The sequence below is a fragment of the Fibrobacter sp. genome, assembly GCF_045131395.1.
Classification (GTDB): domain Bacteria; phylum Fibrobacterota; class Fibrobacteria; order Fibrobacterales; family Fibrobacteraceae; genus Fibrobacter.
The window spans coordinates 411613-428887 of sequence record NZ_JBGUQY010000002.1; the positions used below are offsets into that span (position 1 = coordinate 411613).

General features: G+C 51.0%; 8 protein-coding genes. 5 read left to right on the top strand and 3 right to left on the bottom strand.

What is annotated here, in order from left to right:
* Positions 1 to 22: 22 nt before the first annotated feature.
* On the top strand, positions 23 to 1336 hold the full coding sequence (locus tag ACJMNB_RS01760; RefSeq protein ID WP_405338367.1) for a M23 family metallopeptidase: 1314 nt from the start codon (positions 23 to 25) through the stop codon (positions 1334 to 1336).
* 34 nt (positions 1337 to 1370) lie between these two features.
* Here ACJMNB_RS01760 and ACJMNB_RS01765 read toward each other — a convergent pair whose 3' ends face one another.
* From ACJMNB_RS01765 to ACJMNB_RS01775, 3 genes are read right to left on the bottom strand one after another with little or no spacing between them, the layout of a single operon-like run.
* Positions 1371 to 2819: a S41 family peptidase gene (locus ACJMNB_RS01765; protein WP_405338369.1), complete on the bottom strand. Its 1449-nt coding sequence runs from the start codon at positions 2817 to 2819 to the stop codon at positions 1371 to 1373.
* A gap of 39 nt (positions 2820 to 2858) precedes the next feature.
* On the bottom strand, positions 2859 to 4169 hold the full coding sequence (locus ACJMNB_RS01770; RefSeq protein ID WP_405338371.1) for a S41 family peptidase: 1311 nt from the start codon (positions 4167 to 4169) through the stop codon (positions 2859 to 2861).
* A 34-nt stretch (positions 4170 to 4203) separates the two neighbouring features.
* On the bottom strand, positions 4204 to 4956 hold the full coding sequence (locus ACJMNB_RS01775; RefSeq protein WP_405338373.1) for a leucine-rich repeat domain-containing protein: 753 nt from the start codon (positions 4954 to 4956) through the stop codon (positions 4204 to 4206).
* Positions 4957 to 5221: 265 nt separating this feature from the next.
* On the opposite strand from ACJMNB_RS01775, the gene ACJMNB_RS01780 reads away from it, so the two are divergent.
* From ACJMNB_RS01780 to mnmA, 4 genes are all read left to right on the top strand, one after another.
* Positions 5222 to 7114, top strand: a complete 1893-nt coding sequence (locus ACJMNB_RS01780; protein WP_405338375.1) for an AIPR family protein — start codon at positions 5222 to 5224, stop codon at positions 7112 to 7114.
* 188 nt (positions 7115 to 7302) lie between these two features.
* Positions 7303 to 8922 carry an acyl-CoA carboxylase subunit beta gene (locus ACJMNB_RS01785; RefSeq protein WP_405338377.1) on the top strand — a complete coding sequence of 540 codons (1620 nt, stop codon included), beginning with the start codon at positions 7303 to 7305 and terminating at the stop codon, positions 8920 to 8922.
* 316 nt (positions 8923 to 9238) lie between these two features.
* Positions 9239 to 16111: a cell surface protein SprA gene (gene sprA, locus ACJMNB_RS01790; protein ID WP_405338379.1), complete on the top strand. Its 6873-nt coding sequence runs from the start codon at positions 9239 to 9241 to the stop codon at positions 16109 to 16111.
* Complete coding sequence (mnmA, locus tag ACJMNB_RS01795; RefSeq protein WP_405338381.1) at positions 16111 to 17193, top strand: tRNA 2-thiouridine(34) synthase MnmA; 1083 nt, start codon at positions 16111 to 16113, stop codon at positions 17191 to 17193. Before sprA ends, mnmA begins: the two co-directional genes overlap by 1 nt.
* Positions 17194 to 17275: the final 82 nt, after the last annotated feature.

Consider the following 17275-nt stretch of genomic DNA (forward strand, 5'->3'; position numbering starts at 1 on the left):
GTAACATCATTTTGAGGTGCACGTGAACCGCTTTTTGTTTGTCGTCTTGTCTGTATTTTTCTTGCTCTCTTTCTCCGGCTGCAATGAACAGGAAAAAATTCAAAATCTTAAAGATGAAGGCGATAGGCTCCGTGCACAGATAGATTCCCTTACAAATGCCATTGAACAGGTGCAAATGCAGCCCGGCAACTGGTTTGTGCATAATGATACCGTCCGTGCGGGCGATGGCCTTTTCCAGGTGCTTGTCCGCATGCAGATTAACGAGAAGGAAAGGGGTAAGATTGTGCTTGCGCTCCAGGATAGCGTGGAACTTTCCAAGCTTCGGGTGGGCCAGGTCTTTTATGCCGCCATCGATTCCGCGGGCAGCGTCCAGCGATTCCGTTATGCCCCTAACCCGGCAACTGTCCACATGCTCAGCCGTACCGAAAACGGTTACGTCTATAGCCTGATCCAGAAGCCGGTAACCCGTCGCCAGTCAATTTTCGAAGGTGCCCTTACCGAAGGCAGCACCCTGAACGGAACCCTTTTCAAGGTGGGGATTCCCGGCCGCATGGTGGGTATTGTCAGTGGCGTGCTCCAGTGCAAGGTGGCTTTCCCCTTGGCCCGCGCCGGGGACAAGTTCCGCATCCTGCTGGAAGAAACCTTCTACCAGGATTCCATTTGGATTGACGGTCGCGTGGTCTACGCTGAATTCGACGGTCGCATCGTGGGGCACCACGAAGCCTTCCGTTACGAAGACCCGGATCCGAAGAGTTCCTTTAACGCCCATTATACCGAAAAGGGTGAGGCCCTGGTCTTTGACGGGCTCCGTTACCCGCTGGACCGTCTACACGTTACAAGTCCATTCGGTTCCCGTATTCACCCCATTACGGGTCAGCGCAAGACCCATTACGGCATTGACTATGGTAGCCCTACGGGCACTCCCGTTTATGCTGTTGCAGAGGGCGTTGTTACGGTTTCCGGATTTGACCCCTTTAGCGGAAACAAGATTGCCATTCGTCACAGGGACCGTTCCGAAAGCTGGTACATGCACCTGTCTGTTCGCGGGGTAAAGGTGGGCTCCAAGGTGGCCGCCCGTCAGTGTATTGGTCGCGTGGGTTCCACGGGCCGAAGCACCGGTCCCCACTTGCATCTGGGCTTCAAAAACGAAAAGGGCGCCTGGATCAATCCGGCCTCCAAGACCATGATTGCGGCCCCCAAGCTGGAAGGCGAACGCCTTGCTCGCCTCAAGAAGGAAGTGGCTGAAATCCGCTCGCAAATAGAGGCGACTCTCGCCGCCCCTGCCGTAAAAGCAAACGACACCACCGATGTGATGGTGCGTATGCGTAATTTGTAATTTTGCCTATCCTCGTCGATTTGGCCTAGAGGATCTATTTTTTCATAATTGTGTATCTTGTCTTCAAGTCTCGGATATCCGGGATTTTTTTGTTCGATGCTGTTTCGCGGTCCTTCGAGAAATGGTACAGCCTTTCTGTGCCGTATCCGGCGGTGCGAACGAAGGTCATTTCTTTAGCAAGTTCGACAGCCTTGGCCATCTGGGCGTTAGGGTCTACAATTTCGAAATCCGGAACAATGCCTAAGTCATGGTAGCTTTCACCGTTCTTATCAACTCCTTGCAGGCCGGTAATCAAAGCAAGCCCCTTAATAGTAACACCCTTAAGGATATCACCATATACGACGCGCTGGCCAATGCCCTTGCCGTAAGACTTGACTCCCACAATCGGGGCCTTCTTGTTTACAGATATTGCAGACAATACAATTTCTGCACAACTTGCCGATGAGTCACTCGACATAAGAACATAGTAGCGGTCTTTGCCGATGCCGTCTCTTGGTGCCGCATAAGTTGTGTCAACCTGTATAGGAATGTATTTAAGATGCTTAAGATCGATATCAGACATGATATCCGTGATAACGGTGTCACCGGCAGAAAGCATTTCGTACGCGATCCTGTTACAGTGATCGGTATCGCCACCAGGGTTACGACGTAAGTCGATAATCGTTGATTTTGCACCTTCGGTCTTCTTCAGAGCCTCGACAAATTCCCCGTAAGTTCCTTCTTTATGGGAGGTCGTCTGAGAAAATTCCAGAATTTCAATGACAGGTATGGAATCTTCGTAATGTGTTTTAACAGAGGGTGTGTGGATTTCTTCTAGAACAACGCTGACAACCACAATTTCTTCACCGCGCTGGACGGTAATTGGAACGGTTGAGCCTGCTTCGCCAGAACACAGCTTGTTAAAGTTTTCGGGAGTTGTAATGGGAATGTCGTTTACATTTAAAACGACGTCCCCTGTTTTAAGTCCGGCCTTTTCTCCCGGCCCCTCCGAATATACTTCGGTAACGACCAAATGATTGGACTCTCCATCCGAAACAACTTCGACTTCGGCTCCGACACCGACGGCTTGCTCGGTTTCCATGACACTTCTTAAAACCAAGTCTGCAACACTCGGATCGAAGTACTGGGTAAATGGGTCGGCCATCTGGTTGTACATGTAGCAGATGTCGTAATAGCCTTCTGTACAGCGCCCCTTCACTTGGTTATCCGCAGCAGATCCCTTGCCAAGATATACTCGATAGTCATCGCTGATTTCGTTGCGCGTATGGGCGTACAAGTACAGAAGATCTAGCATTGTGTAGTTTGAATAAAATTCCAGCTCCACGGGATCACTAATTTCGAGTATTTCTGGATAGGCATTCGCAAAGAACGGATCTACGTCTGCATCGGAGAGAAGAGAATCGTCATTGCTGCTACCGGAATCGCATGCGGTAAAAACGAGGACGTAAATGCCCAGGACAGAGGCTAAAAGATTCAGTTTCATACAAAAACCTCCTTTTTATGGTTTTAATTGTAAGAATTTCTAGAAAACTAGGGGGCTGTCACCTTCGATAAAGGCTCCTTTATCGAACTGGTATCTGCGTAGTATGGGGCGTTCTTCGCCAAGAATGCTGATTTTTTCCTTTTTAACGTCTTTTTTCCCGTAATACTTTTGAATAGCCTCTAGCCCGCACGTGATCGAGGGGGATTTGCAATAGTAATTGGGTGCAATTCCTTTCTTGTGGTAGGAATTGCCTTCGGGGGTCAGGAATTCCAGATTCGTAATAATGGCAAGTCCTCCGTCCATGGTGTTCCAGGTACTTTGTCCGATTCCCTTACCATAGGTAGTATCGCCGGCGATTGGAATTTTGGCGCCTTCTTGGAGGGCTGCCGCAAAGATTTCTGCGCAACTTGCGCTATTCCTGTTTACAAGCGCCACAAACTTCTTGCCTTCGCCAGCGTTGCCCTGTTCCGCCATTTCGGAAGCGGTGTTGTAGGTGGGGGTGCCGTCGCTTGCAAGGCCGCGCCAGGAACGGGTGGATAAAATTCCCTTTGCGATAAACAGGTCGGCCATGGCGGTGCAGTGCTTTACGTGTCCACCGGGATTGTTGCGCAAGTCGATGAGCCTGGGGGCGGTCGTATTCCTTGTGGCGTTTAGGTAGGTTCTCAGCTCGCCCAGGGTGCCACTATCCCGGTCGACCGTATTGAGCTTGAATGACGTGATGGTGATGACTTCGATATCGTTTAGGGTGTCGATGAAAACGGTGGGGGCGTAGACATCTTCTTTCGTGATGTTGTATGTTGCGGTATCGCCCTGATAGGTGACCTTTATGGACAGGTTCCTGTTATGGGTGAGGACGGAATCGTAGGTGGCCTTGGCGCGATCGCCCACGATTTCTACGCCGTTTACGTTCAAGATGGTGCTGTAGCGCGGGATTCCAGCTCGACCGGCGGGGCTTTCGGCGTATACTCGGTAAATGACGAGCGGGTGTTCGCTTTGCGGGAATGCGACATATTCCATTCCCACATCGCCGGGCACGATGCTTGTGTTGATATGGGTCTTGGTGTCTTCGCTTTTTGCCGGAGGGACGTAGCGTGTGTAGGGGTCCGAGAGGGCGGCGTAAAGATCGTTGACTGAACTGCCGTTTTCATCCAGCAGCGGCAGTTCGTCTTCGAACAGGTAGGTCCTTTGCAGAAGCCAGTAGTTATAAGTGTATTCCGTCGGGGCCGGAGTTGAATCCACCGGATGGAAAAAATCACTACAGCCGGTGAGTAAATTGAGAATCAGGAAAGAGAATATGAAAAATGGATTGCATTGCCTACGGCATGCGATGACGTGGCGTATACAATCCATGATTAACTCCTAACCCTTGATTCCGAACTTGAACTTACTGATCGATGCTCAGTCCCTTCTTGTCCAGGAGCACACGGGGGATGCCGCCTTCCATGGGGTTTTCGACCACGGAAATGGTTTCGAGGCTGTCGCATTCGGCGAGGCTTTCGGGGAGGGTGGCGAGCTGGTTTGCGTCAAGGACCAGTTCCTTGAGCTTTTTCAGGTTTGAAAATTCCGAGGGGATTGCGCCCAGGTTGTTACCCGACACCATCAGGACTTCGAGAGATTCCAGGTGGCCGAGGGTGGCCGGAATGGAAGTCAGGTCGTTGTTGTCGAGGTAAAGCTTGCGGAGCTTTTTGAGCTTGCCGAGGGTAGGAGGCACTTCGGAAAGCATGTTGTCGTGCAGGGAAATCTTGGTGACGTTGGTCCACTTGCCGACTTCGAGGGTCAAGTCCAGAAGCTGGTTCTTGGCGATGTTCACCGTTTCCAGCTTTTTCAGGTTGCCCACGGAATCCGGAAGTTCCGAGAGGCTGTTGTAACCCAGGTACAGGTGCTGGAGGTTTTCCAGTTCACCGATGGTTTCGGGGAGTTCCATCAGGTCGTTTTCGCTGACGGAGAGTTTTTTGAGCTTTTTGAGCTTGGAAATGTCGTCCGGGAGTTCCACGAGCATATTGCGGTCGAGGATGAGCTCTTCGAGGTCTTCCAGTTCAAAAAGTTCCTGAGGAAGGATTCTCAGTTCTTTCTGGGAAAGGTCTAACGAGGTGGCTTTTTCGGCCTTGGCCTTATTAATAATATCTAGCAAATTCATGGGAACATCTCCTATAGTGTAAATCATAGCATTTTTGCCCCGAAAAGATTAAACTTTATTCAAAAAAAGTAAAAAAGTATGATTTTTGCACAAATGTTCACCGTAAATAGGGGCGTTTTTGAAAAAAAATGAAAAAAATGTATGCTTTTTGTTCACAAAGGTACATTTTGAAACTATTTTTAGGGTGCAAAATACGATATTAAGGGTAAGGTGCCGCAATTGCACCCGACTTTTGCTATTGTAAAATAACAGAACTGAGGAAAAAATGGAACTAACCAAATCGCAGGAACGCCGTCTAGCATTTGTGGCTAGCCTCTTGAGTCTCAATCCGAACGATCCTACTGACAGAATTAAGGCACTCCGGCATCTAAACCTTGATGAAAACGGCTGCTTCCATGGTTTCCAATATTCCCAAGGCTTTATGGAATTCTTCATCTTCCTTGATGAAGATACTCCCCTCGAAAAGGTCGTTTCTCACCTGAATTCCGACCTGAAACAGCTCCAGATTGCCGTTTTCCGCACCAGCGACCCTCCTAATCCGTTCTTCATGTCGCTCCGCGAAGAAGCTGATCCTTGGGCTGTTAATAAGATTTCTGACGACGAAGACGAAGAAGATTCCGATTCCCCGGCTAGCCGTCCTTACATGGAAACGTTGGAAATTACGGTGCTCCGTACTCGTGCGACCCGTGACATTACCGACTCCGAACTGGAACGTACCCTTAAGGACATGCGCCGCAAGCTCGGTATCTGGAAGAACGAAGTCAAGGCAAAACTCGAAATCATTGCCGAACATGACGACCTGACTCGCGACTTCCGCAGCGCCGACGACAAGCTTGAAATCGTGATGGATTCCGATCCGCTGCACTTGACCAGCGATCACGGCGAACTGTTCCTCGGTTTCTGCCCGATTCGTACGATTTTTGATTACCACGTGAACCTGGGTAAGCGCCTCAAGACCAAGCACAACATGGCTATCGTCTCGAGCAACATCCGTACTTACCTCGGCAACCTCACTCACACGAACGCTGCTCTTATCGATGCCTTCCAGACCATGGAACGCAACGACGACCAGAACGTGAACGTGGACGACTTCCCGTTCCTGCACAACGGTATGACCCTGACGGGTGATGACCTGCGCCTCAAGGAACGCGACGGCAAGAAGGTTCTTTACATCGAACGCCCGAAGATCATTAACGGTGCCCAGTCTCTCTTCACATACGAACAGTATGCCAAGAAGAGCAAGAAGCCGGTGAACCCCCAGGTGCTCGTGAAGGTGGTGGTGCCGTACCCCGGTGCCGATAACTTCTTGAACCAGGTGACCATGGCCAACAACCGTCAGAACCCGGTGTTCAGCTACCACCTGCGTGCCGCTGACGACCTGCAGTTCTTCATTTGGCAGCGTTACCAGGAAGAAGGCTTTACCTACGTTTATAAGGATGGTGTGCGCCTGAAGGCACGTACCCGTAAGCTCGAAGTGCGTATGCGCCCCGAACTTGCCAAGACCCTCTTTATGATGGATGGCAAGCTCAGCGAATGCCGCTCCAGCGACTGCATTTTCGATAAGGAAACTTTGTACCAGCGCTGCTTCGGTGCTTTCGTACGTGTTTCCCCGGATAAGGAACGCGACTTTGTGCGCAAGACCATCGCCTTCACCAAGGCTTGGCAGCTCCTTAGCCGTCTTCCGATCAAGATTCGCCGCGTTACCCCGGGTAAGGGCGTGTCTATCGAAGCTAACGATGATAACCCGCTGACCCGTATCACCTGGAACGGCCGCCTCGAAGACAAGTTTATCTTCCGTAGCGCCGTGAAGGACCTGGTGGTGGCCCTTGCCCTTAAGCACTGGCTCATCTACGGTGACCCGATTCAGGATTTCGAATGGCTGGTTGAAAACGAACTCAACTTCAACGATTCTATCCTCAAGTACGCTTCCAAGATCTATACGGAAGACCTGAAGGGAATCCTGATTTCTGAATTCAAGGACAATCCGTCTTACTACGACACCATTACCACTATCGACAAGGATAGCGGCGAATCCGTGGAACGTCGCCTGTGGAAGGGCTTCTCCAACACGGCTACCTACGACAAGATGATGGATCTTCTGGTGAAGAAGAACCCCACTTGGGAAAAGTGCCGCGGTGGCATCGAAGTGTTCCTGTAATGCTTCGTTTATAAGAATTATAGAGGCGGGTTATCTACCCGCCTTTTTTATTTTGGCCCCTGACTATAAATACAAACTTCTTCTATCTTACTTATTTAAACAAAATTATACAAAAGCCGTTGACTAGCTCAACGGCATTTTCTAATTTTGGCTACGAAAATCTTACAAGTACAGGAGTTCTTTACAAAATGTGGAACGAAAAGTATATCGCCAAGTTGGATAACTATCTGGCTCAGGCCCAGGCGGCAGGTGGGGCTGCCCGTGTCGATAAGCAGCACCAGTCCGGAAAGTGCACCGCCCGCGAACGCATGGAAATGTTGTTCGACGAAGGCACCTTTGTTGAAGTCGGTGCGCTCCGCAAGTCTAGCAATCGCGTGCTCAAGGAAAGCAAGGTCGTCTTGGGTGACGGCGTCGTGACCGGTTACGGCAAGGTGAACGGCCGTTTGGTGTTTGCTTCTTCTCAGGACTTTACGGTGGGTGGCGGCTCCTTGGGCCAATGCCACGCTGAAAAGATTTGCCGCGTCATGGATATGGCTGTGGAAGCCGGCGCTCCCTTTGTCGCCATGAACGACAGCGGTGGAGCTCGTATTGACGAAGGCGTGTTCTCGCTCGCCGGCTATAGCGCCATTATGGCCCGTAACGTTTGGGCTTCTGGCGTGATTCCGCAGATTGCCGTGATTATGGGACCTTGCGCCGGTGGCGCCTGCTATTCTCCGGCTCTTAGTGACTTTATTTTCATGACCCAGAACACGAGCCAGATGTTCCTTACCGGCCCGGCTGTCGTGAAGCAGGTGATGGGTGAAAACATTACTGCTGCCGAACTCGGTGGTGCTCCGGTGCACATGGCAAAGTCCGGCGTGGCTCACTTCATGTACGAAGACGACAAGAAGTGCCTCGAAGGCGTCCGCAAGCTCCTGAGCTACTTGCCGCAGAGCAACCGCAAGGAAGGTGCCGAATGCAACTGCAAGATTGCCGAAGCCGCCAAGAATGACGAAGGTTTCTTCAAGAAGCTGTTCTCCAAGTCCGAATCGAACGAAGTGGCAGCTTCCTTCGACAACAGCGCCTCTATCCAGGACATCGTTCCGGATAACTACAAGCAGGCTTACGATGTGAAGTCCGTGATTGCCGCCTTTGCCGATGTCGACAGCTTCTTTGAAGTTCAGAGCGACTGGGGCAAGAACGTGGTGATTGGTTTCGCCCGCTTGAACGGCGAAGCCATCGGTATCGTCGCCAACCAGCCCAAGGTACTTGCCGGTTCCTTGGATGTGGACGGTTCCGATAAGGCTGGCCGCTTTGTGCGTTTCTGCGATGCGTTCAACATTCCTCTGCTCGCCCTCGCTGACGTTCCGGGTTACATGCCGGGTTCCAAGCAGGAATACTCGGGCATCATTCGCCACGGTGCAAAGCTCTTGTACGCCTTTGCTGAAGCAACCGTGCCGAAGGTGACGCTCATTCTGCGTAAGGCTTTCGGTGGTGCCTACATCGCCATGAACAGTAAGGACGTGGGTGCCGACTACGTGTTCGCACTCCCGATTGCTCAGGTGGCAGTGATGGGGGCCGAAGGTGCCGTGGAAATCATCAACAAGAAGGAAATCGCTGCAGCCCCGGATCCGGTGGCCGCTCGCGCCCAGTGCATCGCCAAGTACGAAGATGAACTGATGAACCCCTACGTTGCCGCCTCTATGGGTGTGGTCGACGAAGTGATTCACCCGGCTGATGTTCGTAAGCGCTTGATTACCGCTTTCGACGCCTTGAAGACCAAGGATCAGAAGCGTCACTGGAAAAAGCACGCGAATATCCCGCTTTAATGAGACCGCTCGGCTCTATAGCATTCGCAAGAATGTGATATCGCCTCGCTCTCGCGAACACGCCTGGTTAATACCAGGCGTTTTTCGCTCATGGAGACCGAATCGGTTTTATTGTTTTAAATAAATTAAGCCCGCTCGTAGCGGGCTTTTTGCATATGGAAAAAGCGTGGGAAAAGAATGAATTTGCATTAAACAATTGCCCTTTAGGGCCTGAAATTTTTCTATTTTCGCACAAATTGCAGGAAAAATCCATATTCGAAGTGGTTTTGCGGTGTGCAAATTCAGTATTTTATGGGAACCTGTATAGAAGATAATTGTGTTTTTTGAAGGTCTAAAACGCTTGTGGCCGGTGGCGACTGTCGCCCTTGCCGTAGGAATCGCCTGGTCCCAGAGCGACTCTGTTTCGGTTGTGTCTGCAAGCGATGCTGAAACCTCTGAACCGGACCCGGCAGAGACCGAGTGGCAACCTACTTACCAGTACATTTCGCTCCCTCCTTCGGTAACCCCGCTTAATGGACTTCTGCCTTTTGGCGGCATCGGTTCTTCGCCGACGCTCATGAGTACCAGCAAGGGGCAGGTCTTTAGTCACGATATCGATGTCTCGACCCGTGAAATGGACGTGAGCGAAAAGCGTGTGAACTCCGTTTCGCGCGATACGACGACTTTGTGGACGGCCCATTACCCCGAACTGGCGGACTACGTGTCGGACATGTACAGCATTGGCCAAAAGAGCCTGTGGCTGAACGACTTGGTGGGCAAGGCCAACGATGGCTACGAGACCCCCGAGACCGGCTCGGTATTCGATATTACGATTCCGGTGACCATGCCTGCATGGATGCGCGACTTTGGCCTGGACAAGCCGAAGCTGATGCTCCAGGGTACCATGGACATTCGTTTGAAGGGCTACGGTGAAAAGGATGACGCAGAGGGTAGCACCAACACGAGCCTGTGGCCCAGTCCGACTTTGAACTACACGCCGAACTTCATGGTGAAGGGCAAAATCGGTCCTTATATCACGGTTGAAATTAACAACGTGGAAGAAGGCTTGGGCGCCCGCAACCAGGTGCGCGTGGTTTACGAAGAATCTTACAAGGATGAATTTGAAGACTACATTCTGCAGCGCGTAGAAGCCGGTACCACGAACCTAGCCTTGACCGGTACGGAACTCACGGGTTATTCCGAGAACCACCAGGGGCTGTTCGGTATCAAGGCGGATTGGAAACTGGGTGACTGGCGCCTTACCACCATTGCGTCGCAGGATGGCGGCGACCAGGAAGAATACAGCCTGAAGGCCAATGAGTCGACTACGGAATTCCAGATTCTGGATAAGCAGTTTGTTGCATACCGTTATTTCTTCTTGAACTATGCTACGAGAGATTCATACGTCAGAGATGTTTCGCAAACAGGTAAAAGGTCCAAGATTTATAAGGCAACGGACTTGAAACTCTTTAAGCGCGGTTCCACGAACTCGAAAGATGTAATTGAGGACGTGTATGTTAAATACGTGACACCTAGCGGCAAACCGATCGTTAAAAAGGTGGAACGTCTTGCTCCCATCGAAGACTTTGATTACGATGATAAGATGGGCGTCGTGAAAGTGAACGGTATAAGCCGTAACACATTGCTTGCTGCAAGCTGGTCTGAAAATCGTGGTAAGTCGTCTGTGAAGAAAGGCGATACGATTTCGCTTATCCAGTGGGACGCAACTCTTTCGGAACTTGTGGATATTGACAAGCTGATGTTGCGTAATGTGTATTCCATCGGCATTTCGGATGCAAGTTCTTCGAACTTTGTGCTGCGCATGAAAAGCAAGTCCGGTATTGCGGGGGACTACCTCAAGAAACTTGGACTTGTAGATACCACCACGGGAACTCCGCTGGTAAACGACGCTACCATCTTTAAAAAGGATGCCTCGGGTAACTACACGGGTGAAATGTGGCTTCCTTGTAAAAAGGCTTCGGACCCGATTTATTCTGGCAAGCGCAATGCCGAAGAACTCGCCAAGCAGAACTGCTTGGAACCGATGCGTAACTTGGATTCTTCGGCGGCCATGGCGCAGCTCTATACGCTTCCGGTCTACAACCTTTCTCGCTATACGAACCGCTTCTATTTCGAATCGGTGGGCAAGCGCCGCAGTTCTACCTTGAGCGTGCGTGACCCCAGCTCCAGCTATTCTGTGAGCGGTAGTTCCTGTATGGATATTTCGCCGGGCACAGAAAAGGTGACGGCGGGTTCTACGACCCTTATCCGTGGAACCGACTACGAAGTGAACTATGAACTGGGCCAGATTGAACTTTTGAGTGAACGCGCCCTTGACCCGAATAAAGAAATCAAGGTCACTTACGAATGCGAACCCCTGTTTGAAATCGACAACAAACTGTTGCTTGGTGCCCGCGCCGAACTCCCGCTGGATCTGTACGGCATGGGCGCGGGATCTGTGTTCGGTATTACCGCCCTTTACAAGAGCCAGAGCACGACGGCCACGACGCCGACTCTGGGTAACGAACCCTACTCCAGCGTGCTGTGGGGCATGAACCTGCGCCTGCAGGATACGGTGCCGGCTTTGACCGAACTGGTGAACCTGATTCCGGGTATCAACACGACGGCCCAGTCTTCTTGGCGCTATGAAGCTGAATTCGCTGCCAGCCGCCATAATGCAAATACCAGCGATGAACAGTCTGCCCTGGTTGAAGATTTCGAAGCGACCACTTCTGGGTTGATGTACCCTCTATCCCGTCTTTCCTGGTACCAGGCTTCGCCTCCGGGCGGTGTGGAACCTTCTGCAAATAATGGAGATATAAGCGCCTTGACTTATATCGAAAATCAGGACTATAAGCACAAGGGTGAATTCATTTGGCATAGCAACAATACCGAACTGTACAAGAACATTTATACGCCGGTCGGAAATTCCGATGTGGATAACCAACACCTGACTGTGCTCAAGATGACGCTCCGCGCTAATGATAACCTCTCCGGTAATTCTTGGGGTGGCGTCATGCGTCCGAACAGCGAGTATTACCATGACCTGAGCGACATGAAGTACATCGAGGTGGTGGCTCGCGGAAACGTGGGTTCTCTCTACCTGGATTTGGGCCTTATCAGTGAAGACCTTTCTATTAACGGTACAGCCCCGAACGGCCAGTATAACGGTGAAAACGATATTGGTTCCACGACGGCGCTTCATGACAAGGGTCTCGACGGCTTGTCAGGTAACGATGAATTTGACTCGGTGTGGGATTGCCGCACCACCCCCTGTAAAGGAACTGAGCTTAGCTTGCGCATGGGTAATGTGGATGCGTCTACAAGCGATATTGCCCGCGACAATTATGATGACGATTTGGAAGACGAAAGCGATCCGCCCAGACAGATTAACGGAACCGAAAACAACGCTGGCGAACGCACCTACGATACCGAAGATATCAACAAGAATGGATCCTTGGATCAGGATATCAGCTTTGTCCGTTACCGAATCGACTTGTCTGACACCAATAAGATGAACTTTGAAGAACTGCGAAATGGCTGGCGTAGGTGGCGTATTCCGCTTTACCAGTACGATACGATTGTTTCGCCTTCTACCAATGATTACTTGACGATTCTTGCCGAAGCCCAGTTCAGTAGGCTTTGGTTGGGCAAGCTGAATAACGGTGTGGCCGAAGCCAAGGTCCAGATTGTAAGTCTTGGCGTTATCGGTAACGCCTGGGAAGAAACGACGGTTGCCGACTTGTACAGGACCAGCTCTACGGAGAATTCGCAGATTGTGGAAGTGAATGGGCTTGAAACCAAGGTTTCTGAAAATGTGGTGGCCCGCGATACGACCTATATTAGCGTCAAGACGATTAACAACCGCGAAGATGCAAACAAGTATCACAAGTCTCCCAATACCCGTACGGAACGTGATTCTGATTCTAATGCCCCGCTTAAGGAAACGGCTTTGGTCCTTAATTACCATGGGATGAGCCCAGGCCAAGAAGTGGGTGTTACCCGAATCTTTGAAACCGATGTGAAGGATTTCTCCAGTTACCGTTCCCTCAAGATGGAAATCCATTACGAGGCGAAGAAGGGTGTAGACAAGGCTCCGGTGCGCTTTGCGATTCAGTTCGGTGAGGGGTCCCTGGAAGGTTCCAGCGATTACTACGAATGGAGCTTCCGTCCGGTCAATACCCCTTGTAAAGACAAGGAACGTCCCCAGGATTGTCATGAACGTAACTGGCTGGCCAACGCCTTCGCCATGGATGTGGCTGATTTCTCGGATCTCAAGCGTGGCCGTCGTCCGCCTTACTTGAGCGCTGTTGAAAAAGACCTGGGCGGTGAACGCGAAGAAAAGTTGAAGCTGGTGGGTAATCCGTCGATTACCAGCATCGACTGGATGCGCTTTGTGGTTATGGCCGATTCCAGTGCCTCCACGGATGAACTGGATTCTGGTACCTTCTGGCTGGATGACCTGCGCCTTTCGGACATGGATACGGAATGGGGCTATGCGGCTCGTACGGGCGCCCAGGTGAACTTTGCCGACTTTATCTCGCTTTCGGGAACGGTGCGTTACCAGGATGGAAACTTTGCGACCCTTTCCACTTCCAATGGCTCGCCGAAGCCGAAATCCTCTGTGGCAGCCTCCCAGCTGGATGTGGCTAGCGACTTCACCATGAACTTGAACAAGTTCTTGAACGATAGTGCCGGATTCCATATTCCCCTTTCCTTGGGTTACCATAGCTCGACCAAGCGCCCTTACATGAAGCCCACCGACGACATGATGCTTAAAAGAAGCAGCTTTGTGGACCTCACGGGCGATATGTTCCAGAACAAGCTGGAAGTAGGTTCCGACAAGGAAGAACAGGGCTTGCGCGACAATGCGGAATCCAAGGGTTACCAGTCTTACGTGCGTGACAAGTCCTTTGGTATCAGCTACCGTAAGGATTACCACGCCCACGATTCCAAGTTTGGCGAGGTAATGTCGCAGATATTCCTTGACCGTCCGGCATTTAGCTATTCCTACAATGAATCCGAAGGCAGATCCACGACTTCTGCAGACTCCACCTATTCTTACCATACGGTAATCGAATATAAGTTGGGTACCTTCAGCATGTTCAAGTTCAGGCCCCTTGATGGCCTTTCGAAGTATGAATGGTTGAAACCCATTGCGAAGACTGAATTTGAACCGTGGCCCCAGACCTTCGACCTTACGCTTTTCGACTTGAACTATGTGCGCTATGTGAACCAGAGCCGTGACCCGGACTATGTGGACCCCCAGGTCGACAAGATTGTAACTTATACCACGGAATTGAACCACAAGCTGAACATGCGCTGGAATATCTTCTCGTTCCTTTCGACGAACTATTCGTTGAACATCAAGCGTGATATGTACGGCGGTGGCGACCGTGAAGCCTTCGTGAAAAAGAACTTCTTTACCACAAGGGATGGCGGACTTTTTGCCAGCGACTATATCTTCGATTACGACCATACGGACCGCCGCGTCTATATATCGGGCGACAGTATTGTGGCTATTCCTTACGACACTATTCCGCGCATTAAGGAAAACGGCGATACCTTTGCCATCGACATGCAGAATCCGGAATCTTATGAAATCAAGTACGATACTACGGTGTTCTACAAGGTGGATAGCGTGGGCCATAGGGAATATGGTCGTGCCTACGGTATTTTGCGTAATGAACGTGCCCGTTCTCAGCAGTTCAAGATCGGGTTCAATCCGCGCCTGATTCCCTTCTTGCCCTTCAGTGCTAACTTCAGTTCTGATTTCAACCAGCAAAAGACCATCCCCGATGATTTTGACTTTATGGATGAAACCACCCTGGAGAAAAATTATTGGACCATTTCGCAGACGAACCGTTTCGAGTTCTCGCCCTCTTTGAAGGTGCTGGACTTGGCTCGAAGCTTTGGTAAGGAAAATCCGGTGGCAAGTGCCTTTGATAAGGTCAAGTGGCGCGAAGTCCGCTTTAACTGGACTGCAAGTACCAACACCGTGGGCGAAAACTTCACCTTGGCTCAGCTGTATGAAGACCAGGGTGTGACTCCGCTGCAGTATTATTTGTATGGCCTTGGCCTGGGTAACGGTTACCGCAACCGTGGCTTCTATAACATTGTCACCGGCGACATGGGCCTGGACCACCGCGACGATTACCTGCGCTTTGCCCAGTACAGGAACCACCATGTAGATACGGTTGTTTATCAAGGCAACTTCAGGCATTCCGTATCCCGCCAGTTCCAGGTGGGATCGGGCATTACGCTCCCGATTTGGGACATTGGCGTAACGGGTGACTTGCAATGGAAGGAAGACTTCTCTCAGTCTAGAGAATACCCGATGTATATCGATACTACGACGGTGTGGCCGAAGATTGGCATTGGCGTGACGGTGCCGAACTTTGCCCAAAAAGTATCCTTCTTGAACAGCTTCCGTAGCGTGTCGACATACCATCGATTTGATTACGCCTATACCACCACAGTTCATCCGTTCCAGAGTGCCGAAGATTCCTGGTCCCAGAGCCTGAATTTCAATCCGCTCGTTCGAATTACCTTCTTGCTGCAGAACAATATGCGCATTGAAAATAGCGTGCGCATGAAGATTGAAAATACGGACCGTCGCCCCAAGGAAGAAGTGATTGGCATTACGTCATGGCCTGATTCTTCGGGCAGCATCCGCGATACTTCGGACTACTTCTGGGAAATTCCCTGGATTCATACGTCCCTGTACAATGACTTCATGTTCAACATTGGCGATGACTTCACCATAACCTACCCGTTGAAGCTTGACAAGGCCGTGAAGTTCTTCAAGTGGTTCTTCAAGTTCAAGAATTCCATTGACCTGAAGTTTACCGCCGGTTATGACTACAAGAAGACGATCCGTAAGGAATACGATCCGGTGGAAGGTTACGACAAGTGGAACAAGGATAGCGGTACCGACGGTATCTTTGAACAGTGGAAGTTCGATGACGGCTTGCATGCGGACTTGCCTGATAGAGTCTATAGCCCGAAACTGGAATTAGTTGATCGCACGGTGCCGTCACGTACCCATGAATGGTTTATACGCCCCAGTGCGGGTTACCAGTTCAATAAGATTGCGTCTATGAGCAGCTACATTGAATACCGCCAGATTCATGAAAAGCTGGATGACGAAACTCCGCACTTGCGTCAGATTCTGCAATTTGAAATTGCTTTGATGCTGAGGTTTGACTAGTGGCTAGAGTAGCTGTCGGAATGAGCGGGGGAGTAGATTCCTCTGTTGCGGCTCTGCTTTTGTTGGAACAAGGCTACGATGTTTTTGGTGTGACGCTTCGCGTGTTGCCCCCTCTTTCAAATGACTACGATCCCGAAAAAGACGAAAGCGTTTTGCGGGCCCGTGCGGTGGCGAACAAGCTGGGCATTGAACATTTTGTGGCGGTGTGCGATGACGCCTTTACGGACAGGGTGCTGAAACGTTGTCACGATGATTTCGCAGGGGCCCGTACGCCGAATCCTTGCTGCTATTGCAATCGCTACGTGAAGTTCGGCTGGATGCTTGATTTTGCTTTGGAGCACGGCGCAGACTTCCTTTCGACGGGGCACTATGTGAACGTGAAGGAGGTCGGTGGCGTGCGTAGGCTTTTCAAGGGGAAAGACCGCGCCAAGGACCAGAGCTATTTCTTGTTCGGCGTGCCCGATTCTGCCATGGCGCGGGTAATGACTCCGCTGGGCGATATGGAAAAGCCCGATGTGCGGGCCATTGCGGCGAAGCATGGCTTTGTGAATGCCAGTGCCAGCGACAGCCAGGATATTTGCTTTGATATTTACGGTGAAGATTACACGAATTTCTTGCAGGAACGTTTCGGTGCGATGACACGCCCAGGAAACTTCATGACCGCCGACGGCAAGATTTTGAAAAGTCACGAAGGTTACCACCGTTACACGGTGGGGCAACGCAAGGGACTTGGCGTTGCCCTGGGCGTCCCCGCCTTCGTGCAGAGCGTGAATCCTGAAACCGGAGACATCCTGGTGACGGCCGACAAGTCGGCCGTCTCGGCCAGCGAAGTTCGCATCCAGAATTGCGAATGGCACGGCATGAATCCGGCTACAGGCGCTGCCTACGCCGCAGGCGATACGTTCGAATGCGAAGGCATGGTCCGTTATCGCCAGCGTCCGACCCGTTGCATGGTCAAGATTCTAGAAAACGGCTGTGCACTCGCCTGTTTCGAGCAATCCCAATTTGCTGTTACGCCTGGCCAGTGCGCCGTATTTTACGATGGCGATATGGTGCTGGGCGGCGGCTGGATCGTGCGCTAAGCGTTTATTTATTGGAATATTTGCTTTTTGAGCTTAAGAATTGCTTTTTTTATGGAAAAAGCGGGTTTTATAATATATTTTA